The sequence below is a fragment of the Pseudomonas sp. AC247 genome (assembly GCF_979258015.1).
This window is the reverse complement of sequence record NZ_OZ409829.1, coordinates 4,693,019-4,709,491: the sequence shown is the minus strand read 5'-3', so window position 1 is coordinate 4,709,491 and position 16,473 is coordinate 4,693,019. Positions and strand designations below refer to the sequence as shown.

The following is a 16,473-nucleotide window of genomic DNA, read 5'->3' as shown; positions in this document are numbered from 1 at the left end:
GGAATGGCTTTGAGTCTAACAATTCGCTTCAGGGATGGTAGGTCACTTCGTAAAATAGGCTTCTGTAAGGAGCCATACTCATGAACGCCGCCCGCTTCAAACATCTTTCCCGTCTATTCGTCGAACTCGCCGTGTTGCTCGGTCTTTATCTGCTCGGCTGCCAACTCGCCGCGTGGCTGGCATGGCCGATTCCCGGCGGCGTGATCGGCATGGCGCTGTTGCTGCTGGCCTTCGCGTTCGGCTGGGTCAAACCGGCGGCGCTGCAACTGGGGGCGGGCTTGCTGATGGCCGAGATGCTGCTGTTCTTCATTCCGGCGTTGATGAGCCTGCTCGATTACGGCGCGCTGCTGCGCAACGACGGCTGGCGGATTTTGCTGGTGATCGCCGCCAGTACCTTGATGGTGATGCTGGTGACCGCGTTTACCGTGGAATTGGCCGTGCGCGCGAGGCGTTCCCATGAAGCTTGAATGGATGCCGATGTTCTGGCTCGCCTTCACCTTGTTGGCGTACTTGTTCAGCCGCTGGATTTATCGGCGCACCGGTCGCTACGTGTTGTCGCCGCTGATTCTGGTGCCGGCGCTGCTGCTGGCGCTCGCCGTGCCGCTGCACACCGCCTATGCCGAATATTCCAGCAACACCCATTGGCTGATGTTGGTGCTTGGCCCGGTGACCGTCGCCTTCGCCGTACCGATCTGGCAGCAACGGCGTTTGTTGATGCGGCACTGGTCGGCGTTGTTGCTGGGCATGGTGGCGGGCAGCGCGGCATCGATCGGCACCTCGTTCGGATTGGCCAAAGCGTTGGCGCTCGACAGTTCGGTGACGATGTCGCTGGTGCCGCGTTCGATCACCACGCCGTTCGCCATGCCGCTCGCGCAAAACCTCGGCGGTGTGCCGGAGTTGACCGCGGTGTTCGTGATGTTCACCGGCGTGTTCGGGGCGATGCTCGGCGGCGTGCTGCTCAAGTGGCTGCCGTTGCGCAGTGCCCTGGCGCGTGGCGCGCTGTTTGGGGTGGGCGCGCACGGTGCCGGCGTCAGCCGAGCGCATGAAGTGGGCGGCGAAGAAGGCTCTGTCGCCGGGCTGGTGATGGTCCTCACCGGTTTGCTCAACCTGTTCGCAGCTCCTTTGTTGGCGTCGTTGCTTTGACGCGGATCCAGGCTGTTTGCTGGGCTGACTCGGTCAGTCATCAAGCTGGCTGCCAATGCAACTACGCGATTGCCCGCGCCTGACTAGACTGCTCACACGTGCAGAACAATAAGAACGCAGAGGTGCATACAGTGAGCGTAGCCCCCGTCCAATCGTCCCTTAATGTCAAAGACCAGGTCAGCGCTGCGGAATGGCAGACCCGTGTCGATCTTGCCGCTTGTTATCGTCTGGTCGCCGCCCATGGCTGGGACGATCTGATCTTCACCCATATTTCCGCCAAGGTGCCGGGCACCGAAGATTTCCTGATCAATCCTTTCGGTCTGATGTTCCATGAGATCACCGCATCGAGCCTGGTGAAAGTCGATCAGGCCGGCAACAAACTCATGGACAGCCCGTACGAGATCAACCCTGCCGGCTACACCATCCACAGCGCCGTGCACGAAGTGCGGCACGATGTGGTTTGTGTGCTGCATACACACACCGCGTCCGGTGTCGCGGTGTCGGCGCAAAAGCAGGGCGTGCTGCCGATCAGCCAGCAATCATTGTTCGTGCTGTCGAGCCTGGCCTATCACGCCTATGAAGGCGTGGCGCTGAACCATGAAGAGAAGGCGCGCCTGCAGGCCGATCTCGGCGAAAACAATTTCCTGATGTTGCACAACCACGGTCTGCTGACCTGTGGCAGCACCATCGCCGACACCTTTTTGATGATGTTCACTTTCCAACGCGCTTGCGACATTCAGGTGATGGCGCAAACCGGTGGCGCTGAACTCATCGCCATCGAACCGCAAATTCTGGCAGGCGCCAAAGCGATGATCGCCGGCGTCACCAAAAGTGCTCAAGGCATGGGTGGCGCGCTGGCCTGGCCAGCGCTGCTGCGCAAACTCGATAAACAAGACCCGGGATATAAACTCTAATGCCTCTTGCCGAGATTCCTCTGTGTGTCTGGCGTAAACGCAGCCAGACGTTTGTCTTTCGTGGCCAGCCGATCCGTTACTGGACGACCGGGCAGGGTGAGCCGCTGTTGCTGATCCATGGCTTTCCGACCGCCAGTTGGGACTGGCATTACCTGTGGCAGCCACTGGCTCAGCGTTATCGCGTGATCGCCTGTGACATGCTCGGTTTCGGCGATTCGGCCAAGCCGATCAACCACACCTACAGTTTGTTGGAGCAGGCGGATTTGCAGCAGGCATTGCTCGCGCATCTGCAGGTTAAGCAACCGGTGCATGTGCTGGCGCACGATTACGGTGACAGCGTTGCGCAAGAGTTGCTGGCCCGGCATTACGAGGATCGCCTCGAAATCGCCAGTTGCGTGTTCCTCAACGGTGGCCTGTTTCCGGAAACCCATCGTCCGGTACTGATGCAAAAACTGTTGCTGAGTCCACTGGGGTGGATGATCGGCCGCGCGTTTACCCGCGATGCGCTGGTGAAAAGTTTCCGCCAGATCTTCGGCCCGCAAACCCGGCCGACGGAAAGTGAGCTGGATGATTTCTGGAGCCTGGTCGACAGCAATCGCGGGCCGCGCATCATGCACAAACTGATCGGCTACATTCCGGAACGTCGCGTCCAGCGTGATCGTTGGGTCGCGGCGATGCAGCGGGGCGAAGTGCCGATGCGGGTGATCGATGGCGAGGTCGACCCGATCTCCGGGGCGCACATGGTCGAGCGCTATCGCGAGTTGATCCCGGATGCGGATACGGTGTTGTTGCCGGGCATCGGTCACTATCCGCAAACCGAGGCGCCGGTGCAGGTACTCAAGCACTATCTGGAATTTCGCGAACGCCAGGTGCTGCCGCCGCGCAAGGTCGCCTGTTCCTGAAGATCAAAAGATCGCAGCCTGCGGCAGCTCCTACACCGATCCCTGTAGGAGCTGCCGCAGGCTGCGATCTTTTGCTTTTCAATCCTGACTATCCCCCAACCTTATCGCACACCATTCAGCCCCAGCCCTGTTCGTTGTGACACCACGCCCGGTGCCTGACACTCAGCGTCAATACTGGCCTGCTGGAGTTGCCTCGATGAATGAGTCTGTGCGTTTCGAAGATAAAGTCGTGATCGTCACTGGTGCCGGTGGTGGCCTTGGCCGCGCCCACGCACTGCTGTTCGCCAAGCAAGGCGCGAAAGTGCTGGTCAACGACCTCGGCGGCTCGACCCAGGGCGAAGGCGCCAATGCCTCCGCCGCCGACCGCGTGGTCGCCGAAATTCGCGAAGCCGGCGGCACGGCTGAAGCCAACCATGACTCGGTCACCGACGGCGACAAACTCGTGCAAAACGCCCTCGACGTCTTCGGCCGCGTCGACGTGGTGGTCAACAACGCCGGCATCCTGCGCGACAAGACCTTCCACAAAATGGACGACGCCGACTGGGACCTGGTTTACCGCGTCCACGTCGAAGGTGCGTACAAAGTCACCCGCGCTGCATGGCCACACCTGCGCGAGCAAAACTACGGCCGCGTGATCTTTACCGCCTCGACCTCGGGCATCTACGGCAACTTCGGCCAGTCCAACTACGGCATGGCCAAACTCGGCCTCTACGGCCTGACCCGCACCCTGGCCATTGAAGGCCGCAAAAACAACATTCTGGTCAACGCCATCGCCCCAACTGGCGGCACGCGCATGACCGAAGGCCTGATCCCGCCACAAGTGTTCGGACAACTGAAACCGGAACTGGTCAGCCCGCTGGTGGTGTACTTGGCGAGCGAGCAATGCCAGGAAACTTCAGGACTGTTCGAAGTCGGTGGCGGCTGGATGGGCAAGGTGCGTTGGGAACGCAGCCTGGGTGCCGGATTCGATCCGCGGGAGGGTTTCTCGCCTGAGGACGTTGCCGCGCATTGGCAGCAGATTTGCGATTTCGAAGGGGCGGCGCATCCGAAGGACAATATTGAAGCGCTGAAGGAAATGATGGCGAATTTGCAGAAGTATTCACTGTAAGGGACGTTTTAACCTCGCTGCGTTCTCGACGTGGCGAGGCTCTATGTTTTATTCCTCGTACCGTTTATCGATCACGAATTCCGGGAGTCTCCAATTCGGGCCCGGTATGGCAACAGCCTCATTGCCCTCAGCCAATACGCCCTCCTGAAATAATTCCTCGTACGTTTTACACAGTTCGCCGCGCGCAATGACTTCAAATCGATAACGCCCGAACAATGTATCGATAGAGGGAAATGCCAAACCGATTGCCAACACTGATAACAAATCTCTCAGATTTTCTTGCCTGACAGCCTTCTCGAGTTTTGCAGGCGAACTCTTGATTCTGCTGATGCATTCAAATGCTTCCAGCTCCTGCTTTTTCGCAGCGTCAATCGCCTCGGCGGTGTAGCGCAATGCCTCATCGTCACCCAGTTTGAAATCTTCAAGTGTGGCCGAATGGACGTTATTCCAAAGCGACGGATTACTTTTGGGAATGTAGTCGTCAGCAAGCCCCATCGCTCTGAATCGCTCCATCATTCGAATCGCATGCGCATAGTACCGGCGATCGGTGTCGGTCATCTCAAGGTTGCACTCCAGGATGGCATCAAGACGCGCAAGCATGATGAGGTCGGCAGCAGATCCTTTTCTTTCGTTTTTTGTCTCTGCGGCTTTTACAAAATCTTGTTCCAACATTCGTTTTACTCGCTGCAAGTTTTTCGGATTTTGCGGAGCAATTAACCTACATCAGCTTTTGAGCGGACATATCTGCATCGTTCGTCAGTAATGACGCGCGCATTTGTATGAATAATCTTTAACCCCGACTAAAAGCTTGGCATCAGCAGGTCAAAAAGAGATTTCCTACGACTGATGGGAAATCTTCCTGATGAATGCAGGAGAGGTGGGCAAAACTACGCCCATAAAAAAGGCCGCTGCAAACGCAGCGGACAAGGTAAGACGTTGGATCAAGGAGCTAAAAATATAAAGTCAGTGAGCGCATCTGTGAGATAAATATTGAGGCGCTTAGGCAATTGATGGCGCATTTACAGAAGTCTTCGTTCTGAGAAAAGAACCATCAAACTCAGGCTTGATCTTCCGATTAGGAGTATCTGTTTTCTATCATGAATTTTGTGGCTTTCCAGTTTGGGCCTTTGGCTGCCAAGCCTTTGTCGCCGTGTGCCAATACACCAGCATCAAGAAGGCGCGCGTATGCCATTTCCAAAGCTCCGTATTCGCAGATCAGCTCTCGGTTATAACGTCTGATCATCATGTCCAGATGCGGATTCGCGTTGAACAGTGAGAATACGGTGACGATGTCATCCAAAGATTCATTTTTTACAATTTGCTCAATGGTGCTCATTACCACATCTCCTTGAGTAATTTCTGATATTCGCGCTCTTGCTGTAGGTCGAAAGATGACATCCCTGTCACTCGCCATTGCTTGATACGTTTCAAGTTACAACAGAGTTTGATCGGATGTTTCCGATAAGGTCGTAAGTCAAGTTGTGCGGAGTTGAGTGAGATTTCGCTACTTTGGAAATTCACCGGTTAATTCATTGCACGCAGAAAGAAATTTCCGATGTCCCTTTCGGAAAATTCGCGTAGGACGGAGCAGAAACTGTATTCGAGGCATAAAAAAGGCCGCTGCAAACGCAGCGGCCAAGGTAAGACGTTGGATCAAGGAGCTACAAATCAACGTCAGTGAACACCGGGGCGATAAACCGAACACTTCGATTCATCTGAAATCTGTCAGCAATGGCCAGAGTTGCTCATGGCCAGTGCTTCGGCGCTTTTCGGCGTATCCCGTGAAAGCCCGCTCAGAATAAGCACTTCGGCCTGTAGGAAAAATAGCGATTCCAGACATGCACTGTTGCGGGGCGTGCAACAGTCGCTGCGCCCCGGCATGCACCATGCGTTGCGCTGATGATCGTCCATCCAGCTCACGGATGAATCGCGCAAACCCCCGCCCTGTGCGGGCATTCATCCTTTCGAGCGACAGCGCGAATACCTCCTTGGTGCGCTTATCGTCCCGTGCCGGCGGCAGTAGGGTGGGGCCTTCTGTCACTCACCGGGGAAGACGCATGACAAAAACAACAATGCGCGCCATCTTCACGCCGCAAGCGCTGGCCGCTGCGGTGGCTCTGGGTTGCTGCGCCCAGGCGCAAGCGGTCGCTTTCAACATCGGCGAAATCGAAGGGACGTTCGACTCGTCGCTGTCGATCGGTGCGAGCTGGGGCCTGCGCGATGCCGACAAGTCGCTGGTCGGCACGGTAAACGGCGGCACCGGGCAATCTTCCACGGGTGATGACGGGCGCCTGAACTTCAAAAAGGGCGAGACCTTTTCGAAAATCTTCAAAGGCATTCACGACCTCGAACTCAAGTACGGCGATACCGGTGTGTTTGTGCGCGGCAAGTATTGGTACGACTTCGAGCTCAAGGACGAAGACCGCGAGTTCAAGCAAATCAGCGACAGCGGTCGCAAGGAAGGCGCCAAGTCGTCCGGCGCGCAGATCCTCGATGCCTTCGTCTATCACAACTATTCCATTGCCGATCTGCCGGGCACTGTGCGCGCCGGTAAGCAGGTGGTGAGCTGGGGCGAAAGTACCTTCATCGGCAACTCGATCAACAGCATCAACCCGATCGACGTTTCCGCATTTCGCCGTCCCGGTGCCGAGATCAAGGAAGGTCTGATTCCGGTGAACATGCTGTTCGGTTCGCAAGGCCTGACGGATCAGCTGACGGTTGAGGGCTTCTATCAACTGGAGTGGGATCAGACCGTTCTCGACAACTGCGGCACGTTCTTCGGTGTCGATGTGGCGGCGGATGGTTGCAACAACGGCTACACCGTTGGCAATCCGGCAATCGCGCCGTTGGTGCCGCTGACCCAGGCCTTCGGTCAGGGCATTCAGGTCACTCGCGAAGGGGTGGTGATCCCTCGCGGCGGCGACCGTGATGCGCGGGATTCCGGGCAGTGGGGCACAGCGCTGCGCTGGCTCGGCGACGACACCGAATACGGCCTCTATTTCATGAACTATCACAGCCGTACGCCAACGGTGGGCACCACCACGGCGGGGCTTTCGACATTGGCGGCATTGCCGGGGATGGTCGGGATTGCCAACGGTCTGGCGCCTGGCAGCGGCTCGGGTCTGGCGCAGAGTGTGATGCTCGGGCGCGGCCAGTACTACCTCGAATACCCGGAAGACATTCGCCTGTATGGCGCGAGTTTCTCCACCACTTTGCCAACCGGTACTGCGTGGACTGGTGAGGTCAGCTACCGGCCAAACGCGCCGGTGCAGGTCAACACCAACGACCTGACGCTGGCGCTGCTCAACCCGATTGCCGGCGGTGCGGCCTCGCCGCTGACGACGTCGCCGGGCGCGGACAACAAGGGCTACCGCCGCAAGGAAGTCACGCAAATCCAGAGCACCCTGACGCATTTCTTCGATCAGGTCTTGGGCGCAGAACGTCTGACCGTGGTCGGCGAAGCAGCGGTGGTGCACGTCGGCGGACTGGAGCCGCGCAGTCAACTGCGTTATGGCCGCGACTCGGTGTACGGCCAGTACGGTTTCGGCGGCGACACCGACGGTTTCGTCACTTCAACTTCGTGGGGCTACCGCGCCCGGGCAATCCTCGATTACGCCAACGTGGTCGGCGGGATCAACTTCAAACCCAACCTGTCGTGGTCGCATGACGTCGCCGGTTACGGGCCCAACGGCCTGTTCAACGAAGGCGCGAAAGCGATCAGCGTCGGCGTCGATGCCGACTACCGCAACACCTACACCGCGAGCCTCAGCTACACCGACTTCTTCGGCGGTGATTACAACGTCCTCGAAGACCGTGACTTCGTGGCCCTGAGCTTCGGCGTGAACTTCTGATCTGCCCGAGAAGGATGACTGCAATGCGCAAAATGATTCTGCAATGTGGTGTGCTGGCCCTGAGTGTGCTGGCGGCCAACGTGATGGCGGCAGTGTCGCCGGATGAAGCGAACAAACTCGGCACCAGCCTGACCCCGCTCGGCGCCGAAAAGGCCGGCAACGCCGATGGCTCGATTCCGGCGTGGACCGGCGGTATCCCGAAAAACGCCGCGGCGGTGGACAGCAAAGGTTTCCTCGCCGACCCGTTCGCCAACGAGAAACCGTTGTTCACCATCACCCCGGCCAACGTCGACAAATACAAGGACAAGCTGTCTGAAGGTCAGGTGGCGATGTTCAAGCGTTACCCGCAAACCTACAAAATCCCGGTTTACACCACCCACCGCACCGTCGCCGTACCGCCGGAAATCTACGAATCGGCCAAGCGCAGCGCGCTCAATGTGACCACGATCAACGACGGTAATGGCCTGGCCAATTTCACCGGCAATCGCTACTACGCGTTTCCGATTCCGAAGAACGGTGTCGAAGTGTTGTGGAACCACATCACCCGTTATCACGGCGGCAACGTCAAACGCATCATCACTCAGGTGACCCCGCAGACCAACGGCAGCTACACGCCGATCCGCTTCGAAGAAGAGATCGCCGTGCCGCAATTGATCAAGGATATCGATCCGGAAAAAGCCGCCAACGTGCTGACTTTTTTCAAGCAATCGGTGACCGCGCCGGCGCGTCTGGCCGGCAACGTGCTGCTGGTGCACGAGACCCTCGATCAGGTGAAGGAGCCGCGTCTGGCGTGGATCTACAACGCCGGTCAGCGCCGTGTGCGTCGTGCGCCGCAAGTGGCGTATGACGGCCCGGGCACGGCGGCGGATGGCCTGCGTACTTCGGACAACTTCGACATGTTTTCCGGCGCACCGGATCGCTACGACTGGAAACTGGTCGGCAAGAAGGAAATGTACATCCCGTACAACAGCTACAAACTCGATTCGCCAAGCCTGAAATACGACGACATCGTCAAGGCCGGGCACATCAATCAGGACCTGACCCGTTATGAATTGCACCGTGTCTGGGAAGTCATCGGTACGGTCAAACCAAGCGAGCGGCACATCTACGCCAAGCGCCACATGTACATCGATGAGGACAGCTGGCAAGTCGCACTGGTCGATCACTACGACGGGCGCGGTCAACTGTGGCGCGTGGCCGAAGGTCACTCCGAATATCACTACGAGCATCAGGCACAGGCTTACACCCTCGAAGCGCTCTACGACATCATCGCCGGTCGCTACATTGCCTTGGGGATGAAGAACGAAGAGAAGCACAGTTACGAATTCGGCTTCGAAGCCAAGGCGGCGGATTACACACCATCGGCCTTGCGCGCCGAAGGCGTTCGGTAACGCTCTGGATACATCGGCAAGGCAAAAGGCGACCACCCGGTCGCCTTTTTTATGGGCGCCAATCAGCGCGCTGAATACTCGTCAACAAGGTGCCTGCAGAGGGCTAGGGTGAGTGCATAACGATAAAAAGGCTGACCCGATGACTGCCATGACTTCTTGCCTGGATCGCCGCGGATTTTTCCCCAGGCTTTCTTCCCATCATCAGCCGCGTCTTCGATTGAGCCAGCCATTGCTTGATTCAATGGCACGAGTCCGGCTCGTCTGCGCACCCGCCGGCAGTGGTAAAAGTGCGTTACTCACCGAATGCTTTTTGCAGGCGCCAGCATCATGTGAACGGGCCTGGTTGCCGTTGGCTGGCGTCATGTTGAACCGCATGCAGCTATGCCAGCGACTGGCGCAGGCGCTGGGGCTACCCGAAAGCATTGATGAGGCCGGGTTGATCGCGATGCTGACGTTCTGGTCCAGACCCACCTGGCTGTTTATCGACGACTACTGCCGTTTGCCGGATCCGCTGCTGGATGCCTTGCTTGATCGCCTGCTGGCAGTCAGCAGTCCAGCACTGACCTGGTGGGTGAGCACCCGACGTCGTCCGCAATGCAATTGGCCGCGGCTTTTGCTCAATGATGAGTTGTACGAGTGTGAACAGGCGACGCTGGCACTTACACACGAGGAGGTCGCCGAAGCGTTGCGCCACTTGCCGCCGGAACAGGCTGGCAGTGTCGCCACTCGGATTGTCCAGCGCACCGGCGGCTGGTGCGCCGGGGCACGTATGGCGCTGTTGCAAAAATGCAATGAGTCGCAAGGCATTCTCCCCCGGCAACGCGTCGACACGCTGCTGGACTATCTGCAGCACGAACTGTTCAGCGGCCTTACTCCGGAGCAGGCTGAGGCATGGCGTGTACTGGCGCATTTACCGCGCTTCAACACCGAGCTGTGTGAACACTTGTTTGGTGCCGGTGAGGGCGCGCCGCTTTTGAGCGCGTTGCAAGTCCTTGGCTGCTTTATCGAGCCGTGGCATGAGTCTGCGGACTGGTTGCAAGTATTCGCGCCATTGTCTCGCATCATGTGTGAAGAACACTGGCCTGCCGGACGCTCATGGCATCGGCGTGCCTGCCAGTGGTTTACCGCTGCTCAGGATTGGCGCGCCGCCTTTGAACAGGCGTTGCTGGCTGATGAATACGAGACAGCGGTGAGTCTGTTGCAGCACTTGAGCCTCGAAGATCTGTTCGAGGATCAAACGGTTGTGCTGTTGTTGCGATTGCAGGAGCGTCATGGGCAGGAGTTGATCCTGGCCACCCCGCAACTAATCGGGCTGATGACCGCAGCGGCGCTTTTCGCCGGTCGTTTTGAGCACGCCGCGGTGTGTATCGGCCACCTGTCACGGTTCATGCCACAGCCTAGCGCTCAACTCGAGCAGCAATTACTTGCGCGGTGGCAGGCGCAACAAGGCTGGCTACTGCACTTGCAAGGGCAAATGGAGCCTGCGCGCGAGCACTTTCGAGAAGCGTTGGCCGCACTGGCTCCTCACGCATGGCAGGTTCGTTTGTTATGCCTGTCCGGACAGACCCAGCAAGCGTTATTGTGCGGTGAACTGGAGCAGGCCCACGCCATCAACCGCGAGGCATTGTGCCTGGCTCGGGCCCAGGGTTCGCTGCTGTTCGAGGGCTTGCTCGAGCTCGATCACGCACAATTGCTCGAACAACGAGGGGCGCCGGCTCGGGCCGAGAGTCTGCTTCTGGCCATCGACCAGTTGCTGCGCGCGCGGGCGGATCAACCGACACCACTGCTTGGCAGAATCTCTCTGCGCCGAGGGCGGCTGGCCCTGTGCATGGGGCACGAGACTCAGGCGGCGGAACTGTTTCAAAAAGGCCTTGAGGATTGCCTGCGCAGTCATGACAAGCGTGTGTTGTACGGCTATCTCGGACAAGCGCAACTCGCGGCAAATAAAAGCGATTACGCGCTGGCGTTCGAGCGCTTGCGCGAAGCCGAAAGGGTCATGCAGCAAAGGCAGATACCGGACACGGTTTATCGTGGGGTGCTTCTGCAGGTCAGCAGCCAGTTCTGGTTGCAACAGGGGCGGCCGCAGTTGGCGCAAGAAGCACTGGGACGGCTACTGCGCCACTACCGTGGACCGCATGCACGTCAGGCTCCCCCCGCCACCCTGGAATTGATTGCGCGCATCGAGTATCTGTTGGCCTGCGCCTGTATGAAACTTTCGCCCGCGGAAAATGGCCTTGCTCAGGTTCAGCAACTGTTAAAACAGGCCCAGGCGAAGGGAATGTTGAACATGGAAACTGAATTACAGTTGGCAATAGCACAACTGGCCGAGTCGAGCGGCGATCATGTTTTAGCGCAAAGAGCTTTTCAACGGGCACAGCTATTAGTCGAGCGCTGTCACTTGCATCAGGCCTTGCGAGAGTGGCAGTTACGCCGAGATACCAATATCGCATCGCAGGTGATGGCGGATGGTAATTCGCCGTTTCCGGAAGAAATGCATGAACTTGCGCTGAGTCGCCGTGAGCTTGAAGTGCTGCGGTTAATTGCCCAGGGAGCATCCAATCAGCAAATTGCCGAGCAACTTTATATTTCATTGCATACGGTGAAAACTCACGCTAGGAGAATCAATGGGAAACTAGGCGTAGAGCGCAGGACCCAAGCTGTGGCGAAGGCTAAGTCATTGGGGTTTTTATAGCTTTTGCAGTAAGTGAGCTGTTGTTCAATTGTTGAAGTGAATATTTTTTGAAATCTATTGGCTGTTTTCGCCAGTCAAAAAAGAATCTACCTTGCGACGATCCAAAGTGGCTGCTTTTCTGTAGCCTGGGTTAAGTCGACAAGGAGTTTTCATGAGCAAGATGTTCACAAGTCTGATGCGCGATTCGGAAGGTGAAAAGGTAACGTGGGTTCAAGAATGGGAAAAGGCGACTATTGCGAAAAATAAACTTTTTGCCGTCGTTGATGGGGCCCCCAGCGTTAAACTGATCGTCAGGAAAATGCTGGAAAGCGAGTTGGTGCAGAGGCGCAAAAAAGTGGACATTGACAATGTCTATATTAATACAGGGAGTTTGAAGGCTGATGGCAAGCGGCGGCCCTCAGGGACGCTGAGCGAAGTGGTGCTCTACTGCCTGGATAATAATGTACAGCCAGGATATGTCGTGGGTGGGGATGGAGTTTTTTATCTTGCCGACACGTTCAGTGATAAATTCAAAGTGCCAGAGTTCAGTATTCACGATGTTGAAAGTCTGGTGTCGAGCCTCTCCGGCGAACTCGAAAACACGCTCCAGGAAGAACTCGCTGGATATTGGGCGGCCGCCGCAAAAGCCACTGCAGTTGAATCGCCTTTATTGACCAATACACAAATTTTTCATCAGGCTTACGCCTCGGTATTGACAGTTGAGTTATCGCTTTCGGTCATGACCGGTGCGGTGCCTGATTTTCTAGGAGGGCGGTTCGCTCATTTGTTAAACGCCGCGAAGAGTCAGGGTGCTTTTGAAGTAAGGCTGCAACCCGATGAGGATTATCTGGGCGGGCCAGGGCCACGTTTCGTTCTGGACAACGCCGAGCGTGCGGGTTCGGAAATGAAATGGCTTAATGAAGACACTGGTTATGTCGTGCATACGCCAAAATATGGCTTTGAATATTTTAGTAGAAGCACCGAATTATATAAAAAATTGCAAGTTCGCCAGGCCTCACCGACGATTGAAATTAAATGCCTTAAAATGTCTGGAAGCGTAATTTCAAATGGCGTAGATGCCCACCTGAAAGGCCAGGTTGAAAGCGCAGCCAGTCGGCTGCGAAATCGCCAGAATTTCGCTGGAACATTAATTTCCGAGTTGCAAAATAATCAAAATATGCAAGTCATGCGTCACGCTATAGAGACTCGATTCAATCGGTTATTCGCCGACTTGAAGCGTACCGATTGGCCACTGTGGTTGAAGTCTGCAACTCAAGTTGTGCAAAAACGTTACGCTGAACTTGAAGAGTCGATGGAACGATACGACGTCATCTATAAAGCTGAATTTGATAAATGTTTTTCCTTCAAGGACTATGTGTTGCGGTCTTTCGCTGCATGGTCAGACAGCGCGCTGGGTGAAGCGCTGGATCCGGAAGTGATCCAGGTCCACAGTTCCTACAAATTGCAGGTGGGCGGACGCACCATAGAGCAGGAAGAGAGCAGAACACTGACCGAGTATTTAGTGGTCGGTCTGCATGACGACGGTCACAGGGCTAATATCACCCTCAAAGGCACACCGCCAGGCAGCCGTTTGTCCGTCAATGCACTCGAGCAATGGTTGACCAATCGAAGCCTGCGCTTGGAGTTTGTAGCCAGTCTCCCGGCTTCTACATCTGCCGGATTTCAGCAGGCCTATCGCGACTACCTCAACAGCCAAATGGAGTTCGCTCTTTTTGTTGCTCGTAACAGCGGGTATTACAGTGAGAAGGAGGCAGAAGTAGTACAGCGCGGGTTGGCTGGCGATCCGTCGGTGCTTATTCGCGGCCTGAAAATAAAAAATCAATCGGTAGCATTGAAAGAAGTATTTGTTTTTATGGTTGCGGGAATTCATAACGGGTTTCTGCTGTTTCTGAAAACACCTGAGGGGAAATTTCAGTTTCAAAAATTCCCTGAAATGTATGAGATGAATCGGTGGCTCGAAGCGGCCTTGAGCGTAGACCGAAACTATGCTGAAACGTTGATTCACCCGGAGTATTTGAATGACGCCGGAAAGCTGATGGGTACTGATCGCGCAAAAGTGCATTATAAATACGAACTGGATAACCGATTTGCTGATCTGTTTGCCGGCGGGATGAAGCTTCTGTCCGATTATGCGCCTATTGCTTATCGTGCAGAAGTTGCGTTGCACAAAACAATTGCTCCGATTGGCTATCGGTTTCTGGGAGATAACGGTCGTAAGCGTTATGCCCGTTTGACCACAGAGCTCAAGGCGCTTTCGGTTGTAGACGCACGCGAAAATGGTTTTCCTTCATTTGAACGGTTTACCTACGACCTGATCAAGCAAGAGATCGAGATTATATTGCGTTCCAAGGGACGTGTTGTCGACGTTAATCCTGATCTGATCATGGTTCAGACTGTCGAGTTTCGTAAAAGCATTACTGATCTATTGCTGGAGGGGATTTCGTTTGAGGCATCTCATCCTGCCTATGCAACAAAAGATGATCCCAAGTACTTTGTTACGGGAGGCCACCCCGTGATGGCTGAGCTTGATATTCGCCACTTGTCAGCGCTGTCCAAGACATTTCGTCCGGGTGATCGTTATACCGAAATGCTTAAGAAGGTGTACTTGGATAAAGGCGATGCCGGCTACGCGTTCAAGCGTGCAGTGCATGCAAAAAAAATCCGCTGCCAAATGCATTGTAGCGCCGTCTCCGATTTCATTGATGGCAGAATATCGCCTGAAATATTAACTGCCCTTCAGCGTGTCATTGACGATTTAAAAGAAAGCGGTGGCTATCTTTCTATTGCCGATAATATTTCAGAAGGTGACGAGGGGTTGTACAAGTTCAATATCGGGCCGTTGGGTCTGATGGCGGCAAGCGATCGTACAGTGGAAGGCGTTTATATATTTCGTCTCAAGCTGGGCGCAGAGTTTTATGATTATCTCTACACGCCCGATGCTCCCGATCGGGCTACATTTCGTCCCGTTGGAGAGTTTGTCCAGTCCATTCGTTTTCGGTACGGGCCGTTCAGGGATTATTACTCAGGTCGGATTTTGCTGGTAGATCAAGCGGTCATCAATGAATATTTTGACCGCATTGTGGCCACCGTTGATAGTCGGCCTCCCGTTAAAACGCAAAGTCGAGCCAAACTGCCAGATCTCTATACCTTTCACAATGAGAGGGTGCGTCGTGTGTTGAGTGATATCGACGAGAGAACCACAAGTTTGAAAGAAGTGGTCGCTGGGCTGATTTACGATAACGTCATGAAAGTCGCGAACCTCATCAGCTTGGTTGTGCCACCCATCGGTACGGTAGTGGTAGCTGTTCAGATGATGAAAAGTATCTATGACGCATCGCAAGCGGACAGGAGAGGAGATTACTCCGCCGCAGTGGGCCACCTCAAGGATACTGTGACCAGTCTGTTAACACTGGGGAAAGCGGCGGCCGCCGGTGCGCCGGTCAAAGCCGTGACCAACGCTCAACGATCCTTTCTCAGCCTCTTCAAGGATGCGAGGACTGTTGCTGAATTCGTTACTCACGTTTCCGGCCAGAAAGCACCTGATGAAATGCTGATCGGTTTTTTCAAGTCGTTACTTGAGAACTCCGAATCAGGCCGCAGTAAAACCACAGTGCGTTAAAACCCGTTGAACGGCAGCACGGCGGCTATACATTCGATAAATCTTTGGGGTCATACCCTAGTCGCCAACTCACGGCCCGCGTCGCAGCCAACAAACGCTGCGCCGCCGGGCCGTTTTCATCGGCGTGAAACAACGAGGTCGGACCGACAATGGTGACGACCGCTGCGACTTGGCCGACCGCGTTGAACACCGGCGCCGACAACGCATCCACGCCGGGCATCAGCAAACCGTGAACATGATGCAGGCCGCGTTCGCGGATCTGTTCGCACAGGGTTGTGTAAGTTTTTTCGTCTTTGAGCGGGTGGTCGGCAACGGCGATTTCCTGCTCGCGCAGATCATCGGTTTCCCTATGAGGCAGAAACGCACTGAACACCAGTCCCGTCGAAGAACTCAGCAATGGCAACACCGAGCCCAACTGCGTCACCACTGTCACGGCACGCACTGCCGGTTCGATGTGCACCACGGTCGCACCCTGATTGCCCCACACCGCCAAAAAGCAGGTCTCGTTCAGTTCGTCGCGCAGTTCGGCCAACGGCAGGGCGGCGACTTTCAGCACGTCCATACTGTTGAGTGCGGCCAGACCCACGCGCAAGGCTTCACGGCCGAGGCCGTAATGGTTGGTGGCGGCGTTTTGTTCGGCGAACCCCGAGGCGATCAACGCCTGTAAATAGCGATGCACCTTGCTCGCCGGCATCTGCACGTGTTCGGCCAGACGCGACAGCGAGGTCGATGGCGACAACTCGGCCAGGGCCTTGAGGATGTCGGTGCCGACTTCGGCGGAGCGGACTTTCTGTTTGCCGTTACTGTCGCTGGTTTTTTCCATGGTGCGGCCGGGTTCCGATACGAATGGGCG

At 56.0% G+C, this 16,473-nt stretch carries 12 protein-coding genes; 9 read left to right on the top strand and 3 right to left on the bottom strand.

The genetic code is table 11. The annotated features are described in order from the left end of the window. The first annotated feature begins 80 nt into the window (after nt 1–80). The 5 genes from ACZZ0B_RS21450 to ACZZ0B_RS21430 all read left to right on the top strand — a co-directional run bounded on the left by ACZZ0B_RS21450 (nt 81) and on the right by ACZZ0B_RS21430 (nt 4,067). Complete coding sequence (locus ACZZ0B_RS21450) at nt 81–467, top strand: CidA/LrgA family protein (protein WP_463546186.1); 387 nt, start codon at nt 81–83, stop codon at nt 465–467. Then, nucleotides 457–1,143: an LrgB family protein gene (locus tag ACZZ0B_RS21445; protein ID WP_158833145.1), complete on the top strand. Its 687-nt coding sequence runs from the start codon at nt 457–459 to the stop codon at nt 1,141–1,143. Before ACZZ0B_RS21450 ends, ACZZ0B_RS21445 begins: the two co-directional genes overlap by 11 nt. A gap of 131 nt (nt 1,144–1,274) precedes the next feature. Further along, nucleotides 1,275–2,057: a class II aldolase/adducin family protein gene (locus tag ACZZ0B_RS21440; protein WP_008084971.1), complete on the top strand. Its 783-nt coding sequence runs from the start codon at nt 1,275–1,277 to the stop codon at nt 2,055–2,057. Further along, on the top strand, nt 2,057–2,959 hold the full coding sequence (locus tag ACZZ0B_RS21435) for an alpha/beta fold hydrolase (protein ID WP_463546185.1): 903 nt from the start codon (nt 2,057–2,059) through the stop codon (nt 2,957–2,959). The genes ACZZ0B_RS21440 and ACZZ0B_RS21435 overlap by 1 nt, the downstream gene beginning before the upstream one ends. Nucleotides 2,960–3,155: 196 nt before the next feature. Next, nucleotides 3,156–4,067: an SDR family oxidoreductase gene (locus ACZZ0B_RS21430; RefSeq protein WP_463546184.1), complete on the top strand. Its 912-nt coding sequence runs from the start codon at nt 3,156–3,158 to the stop codon at nt 4,065–4,067. 48 nt (nt 4,068–4,115) lie between these two features. On the opposite strand, the gene ACZZ0B_RS21425 is transcribed toward ACZZ0B_RS21430, so the two are convergent. Further along, nucleotides 4,116–4,739 (bottom strand): hypothetical protein, encoded by a 624-nt coding sequence (locus ACZZ0B_RS21425; protein ID WP_463546183.1) that lies wholly within the window; start codon nt 4,737–4,739, stop codon nt 4,116–4,118. Between the two features lie 403 nt (nt 4,740–5,142). Next, complete coding sequence (locus ACZZ0B_RS21420; protein ID WP_463546182.1) at nt 5,143–5,403, bottom strand: hypothetical protein; 261 nt, start codon at nt 5,401–5,403, stop codon at nt 5,143–5,145. Between the two features lie 721 nt (nt 5,404–6,124). Here ACZZ0B_RS21420 and ACZZ0B_RS21415 point away from each other — a divergent pair. The 4 genes from ACZZ0B_RS21415 (at nt 6,125) to ACZZ0B_RS21400 (ending at nt 15,620) form a co-directional block, all read left to right on the top strand. Beyond that, nucleotides 6,125–7,918: a DUF1302 domain-containing protein gene (locus ACZZ0B_RS21415; protein WP_158829502.1), complete on the top strand. Its 1,794-nt coding sequence runs from the start codon at nt 6,125–6,127 to the stop codon at nt 7,916–7,918. Nucleotides 7,919–7,941: 23 nt separating this feature from the next. Beyond that, nucleotides 7,942–9,309: a DUF1329 domain-containing protein gene (locus tag ACZZ0B_RS21410; protein WP_440093277.1), complete on the top strand. Its 1,368-nt coding sequence runs from the start codon at nt 7,942–7,944 to the stop codon at nt 9,307–9,309. Nucleotides 9,310–9,448: 139 nt separating this feature from the next. After that, nucleotides 9,449–12,001 (top strand): helix-turn-helix transcriptional regulator, encoded by a 2,553-nt coding sequence (locus tag ACZZ0B_RS21405; protein ID WP_463546952.1) that lies wholly within the window; start codon nt 9,449–9,451, stop codon nt 11,999–12,001. A gap of 151 nt (nt 12,002–12,152) precedes the next feature. Continuing rightward, complete coding sequence (locus ACZZ0B_RS21400) at nt 12,153–15,620, top strand: dermonecrotic toxin domain-containing protein (protein WP_463546181.1); 3,468 nt, start codon at nt 12,153–12,155, stop codon at nt 15,618–15,620. Nucleotides 15,621–15,645: 25 nt separating this feature from the next. Here ACZZ0B_RS21400 and ACZZ0B_RS21395 read toward each other — a convergent pair whose 3' ends face one another. After that, complete coding sequence (locus tag ACZZ0B_RS21395; RefSeq protein WP_008087759.1) at nt 15,646–16,443, bottom strand: IclR family transcriptional regulator; 798 nt, start codon at nt 16,441–16,443, stop codon at nt 15,646–15,648. Nucleotides 16,444–16,473: the final 30 nt, after the last annotated feature.

Bases quoted from the DNA above. Each gene is read 5' to 3' on its own strand.
- ACZZ0B_RS21450 (WP_463546186.1), top strand. From the start codon at position 81: ATGAACGCCGCCCGCTTCAAACATCTTTCCCGTCTATTCGTCGAACTC.
- ACZZ0B_RS21445 (WP_158833145.1), top strand. From the start codon at position 457: ATGAAGCTTGAATGGATGCCGATGTTCTGGCTCGCCTTCACCTTGTTG.
- ACZZ0B_RS21435 (WP_463546185.1), top strand. From the start codon at position 2,057: ATGCCTCTTGCCGAGATTCCTCTGTGTGTCTGGCGTAAACGCAGCCAG.
- ACZZ0B_RS21430 (WP_463546184.1), top strand. From the start codon at position 3,156: ATGAATGAGTCTGTGCGTTTCGAAGATAAAGTCGTGATCGTCACTGGT.
- ACZZ0B_RS21425 (WP_463546183.1), bottom strand. From the start codon at position 4,739: ATGTTGGAACAAGATTTTGTAAAAGCCGCAGAGACAAAAAACGAAAGA.
- ACZZ0B_RS21420 (WP_463546182.1), bottom strand. From the start codon at position 5,403: ATGAGCACCATTGAGCAAATTGTAAAAAATGAATCTTTGGATGACATC.
- ACZZ0B_RS21415 (WP_158829502.1), top strand. From the start codon at position 6,125: ATGACAAAAACAACAATGCGCGCCATCTTCACGCCGCAAGCGCTGGCC.
- ACZZ0B_RS21410 (WP_440093277.1), top strand. From the start codon at position 7,942: ATGCGCAAAATGATTCTGCAATGTGGTGTGCTGGCCCTGAGTGTGCTG.
- ACZZ0B_RS21405 (WP_463546952.1), top strand. From the start codon at position 9,449: ATGACTGCCATGACTTCTTGCCTGGATCGCCGCGGATTTTTCCCCAGG.
- ACZZ0B_RS21400 (WP_463546181.1), top strand. From the start codon at position 12,153: ATGAGCAAGATGTTCACAAGTCTGATGCGCGATTCGGAAGGTGAAAAG.
- ACZZ0B_RS21395 (WP_008087759.1), bottom strand. From the start codon at position 16,443: ATGGAAAAAACCAGCGACAGTAACGGCAAACAGAAAGTCCGCTCCGCC.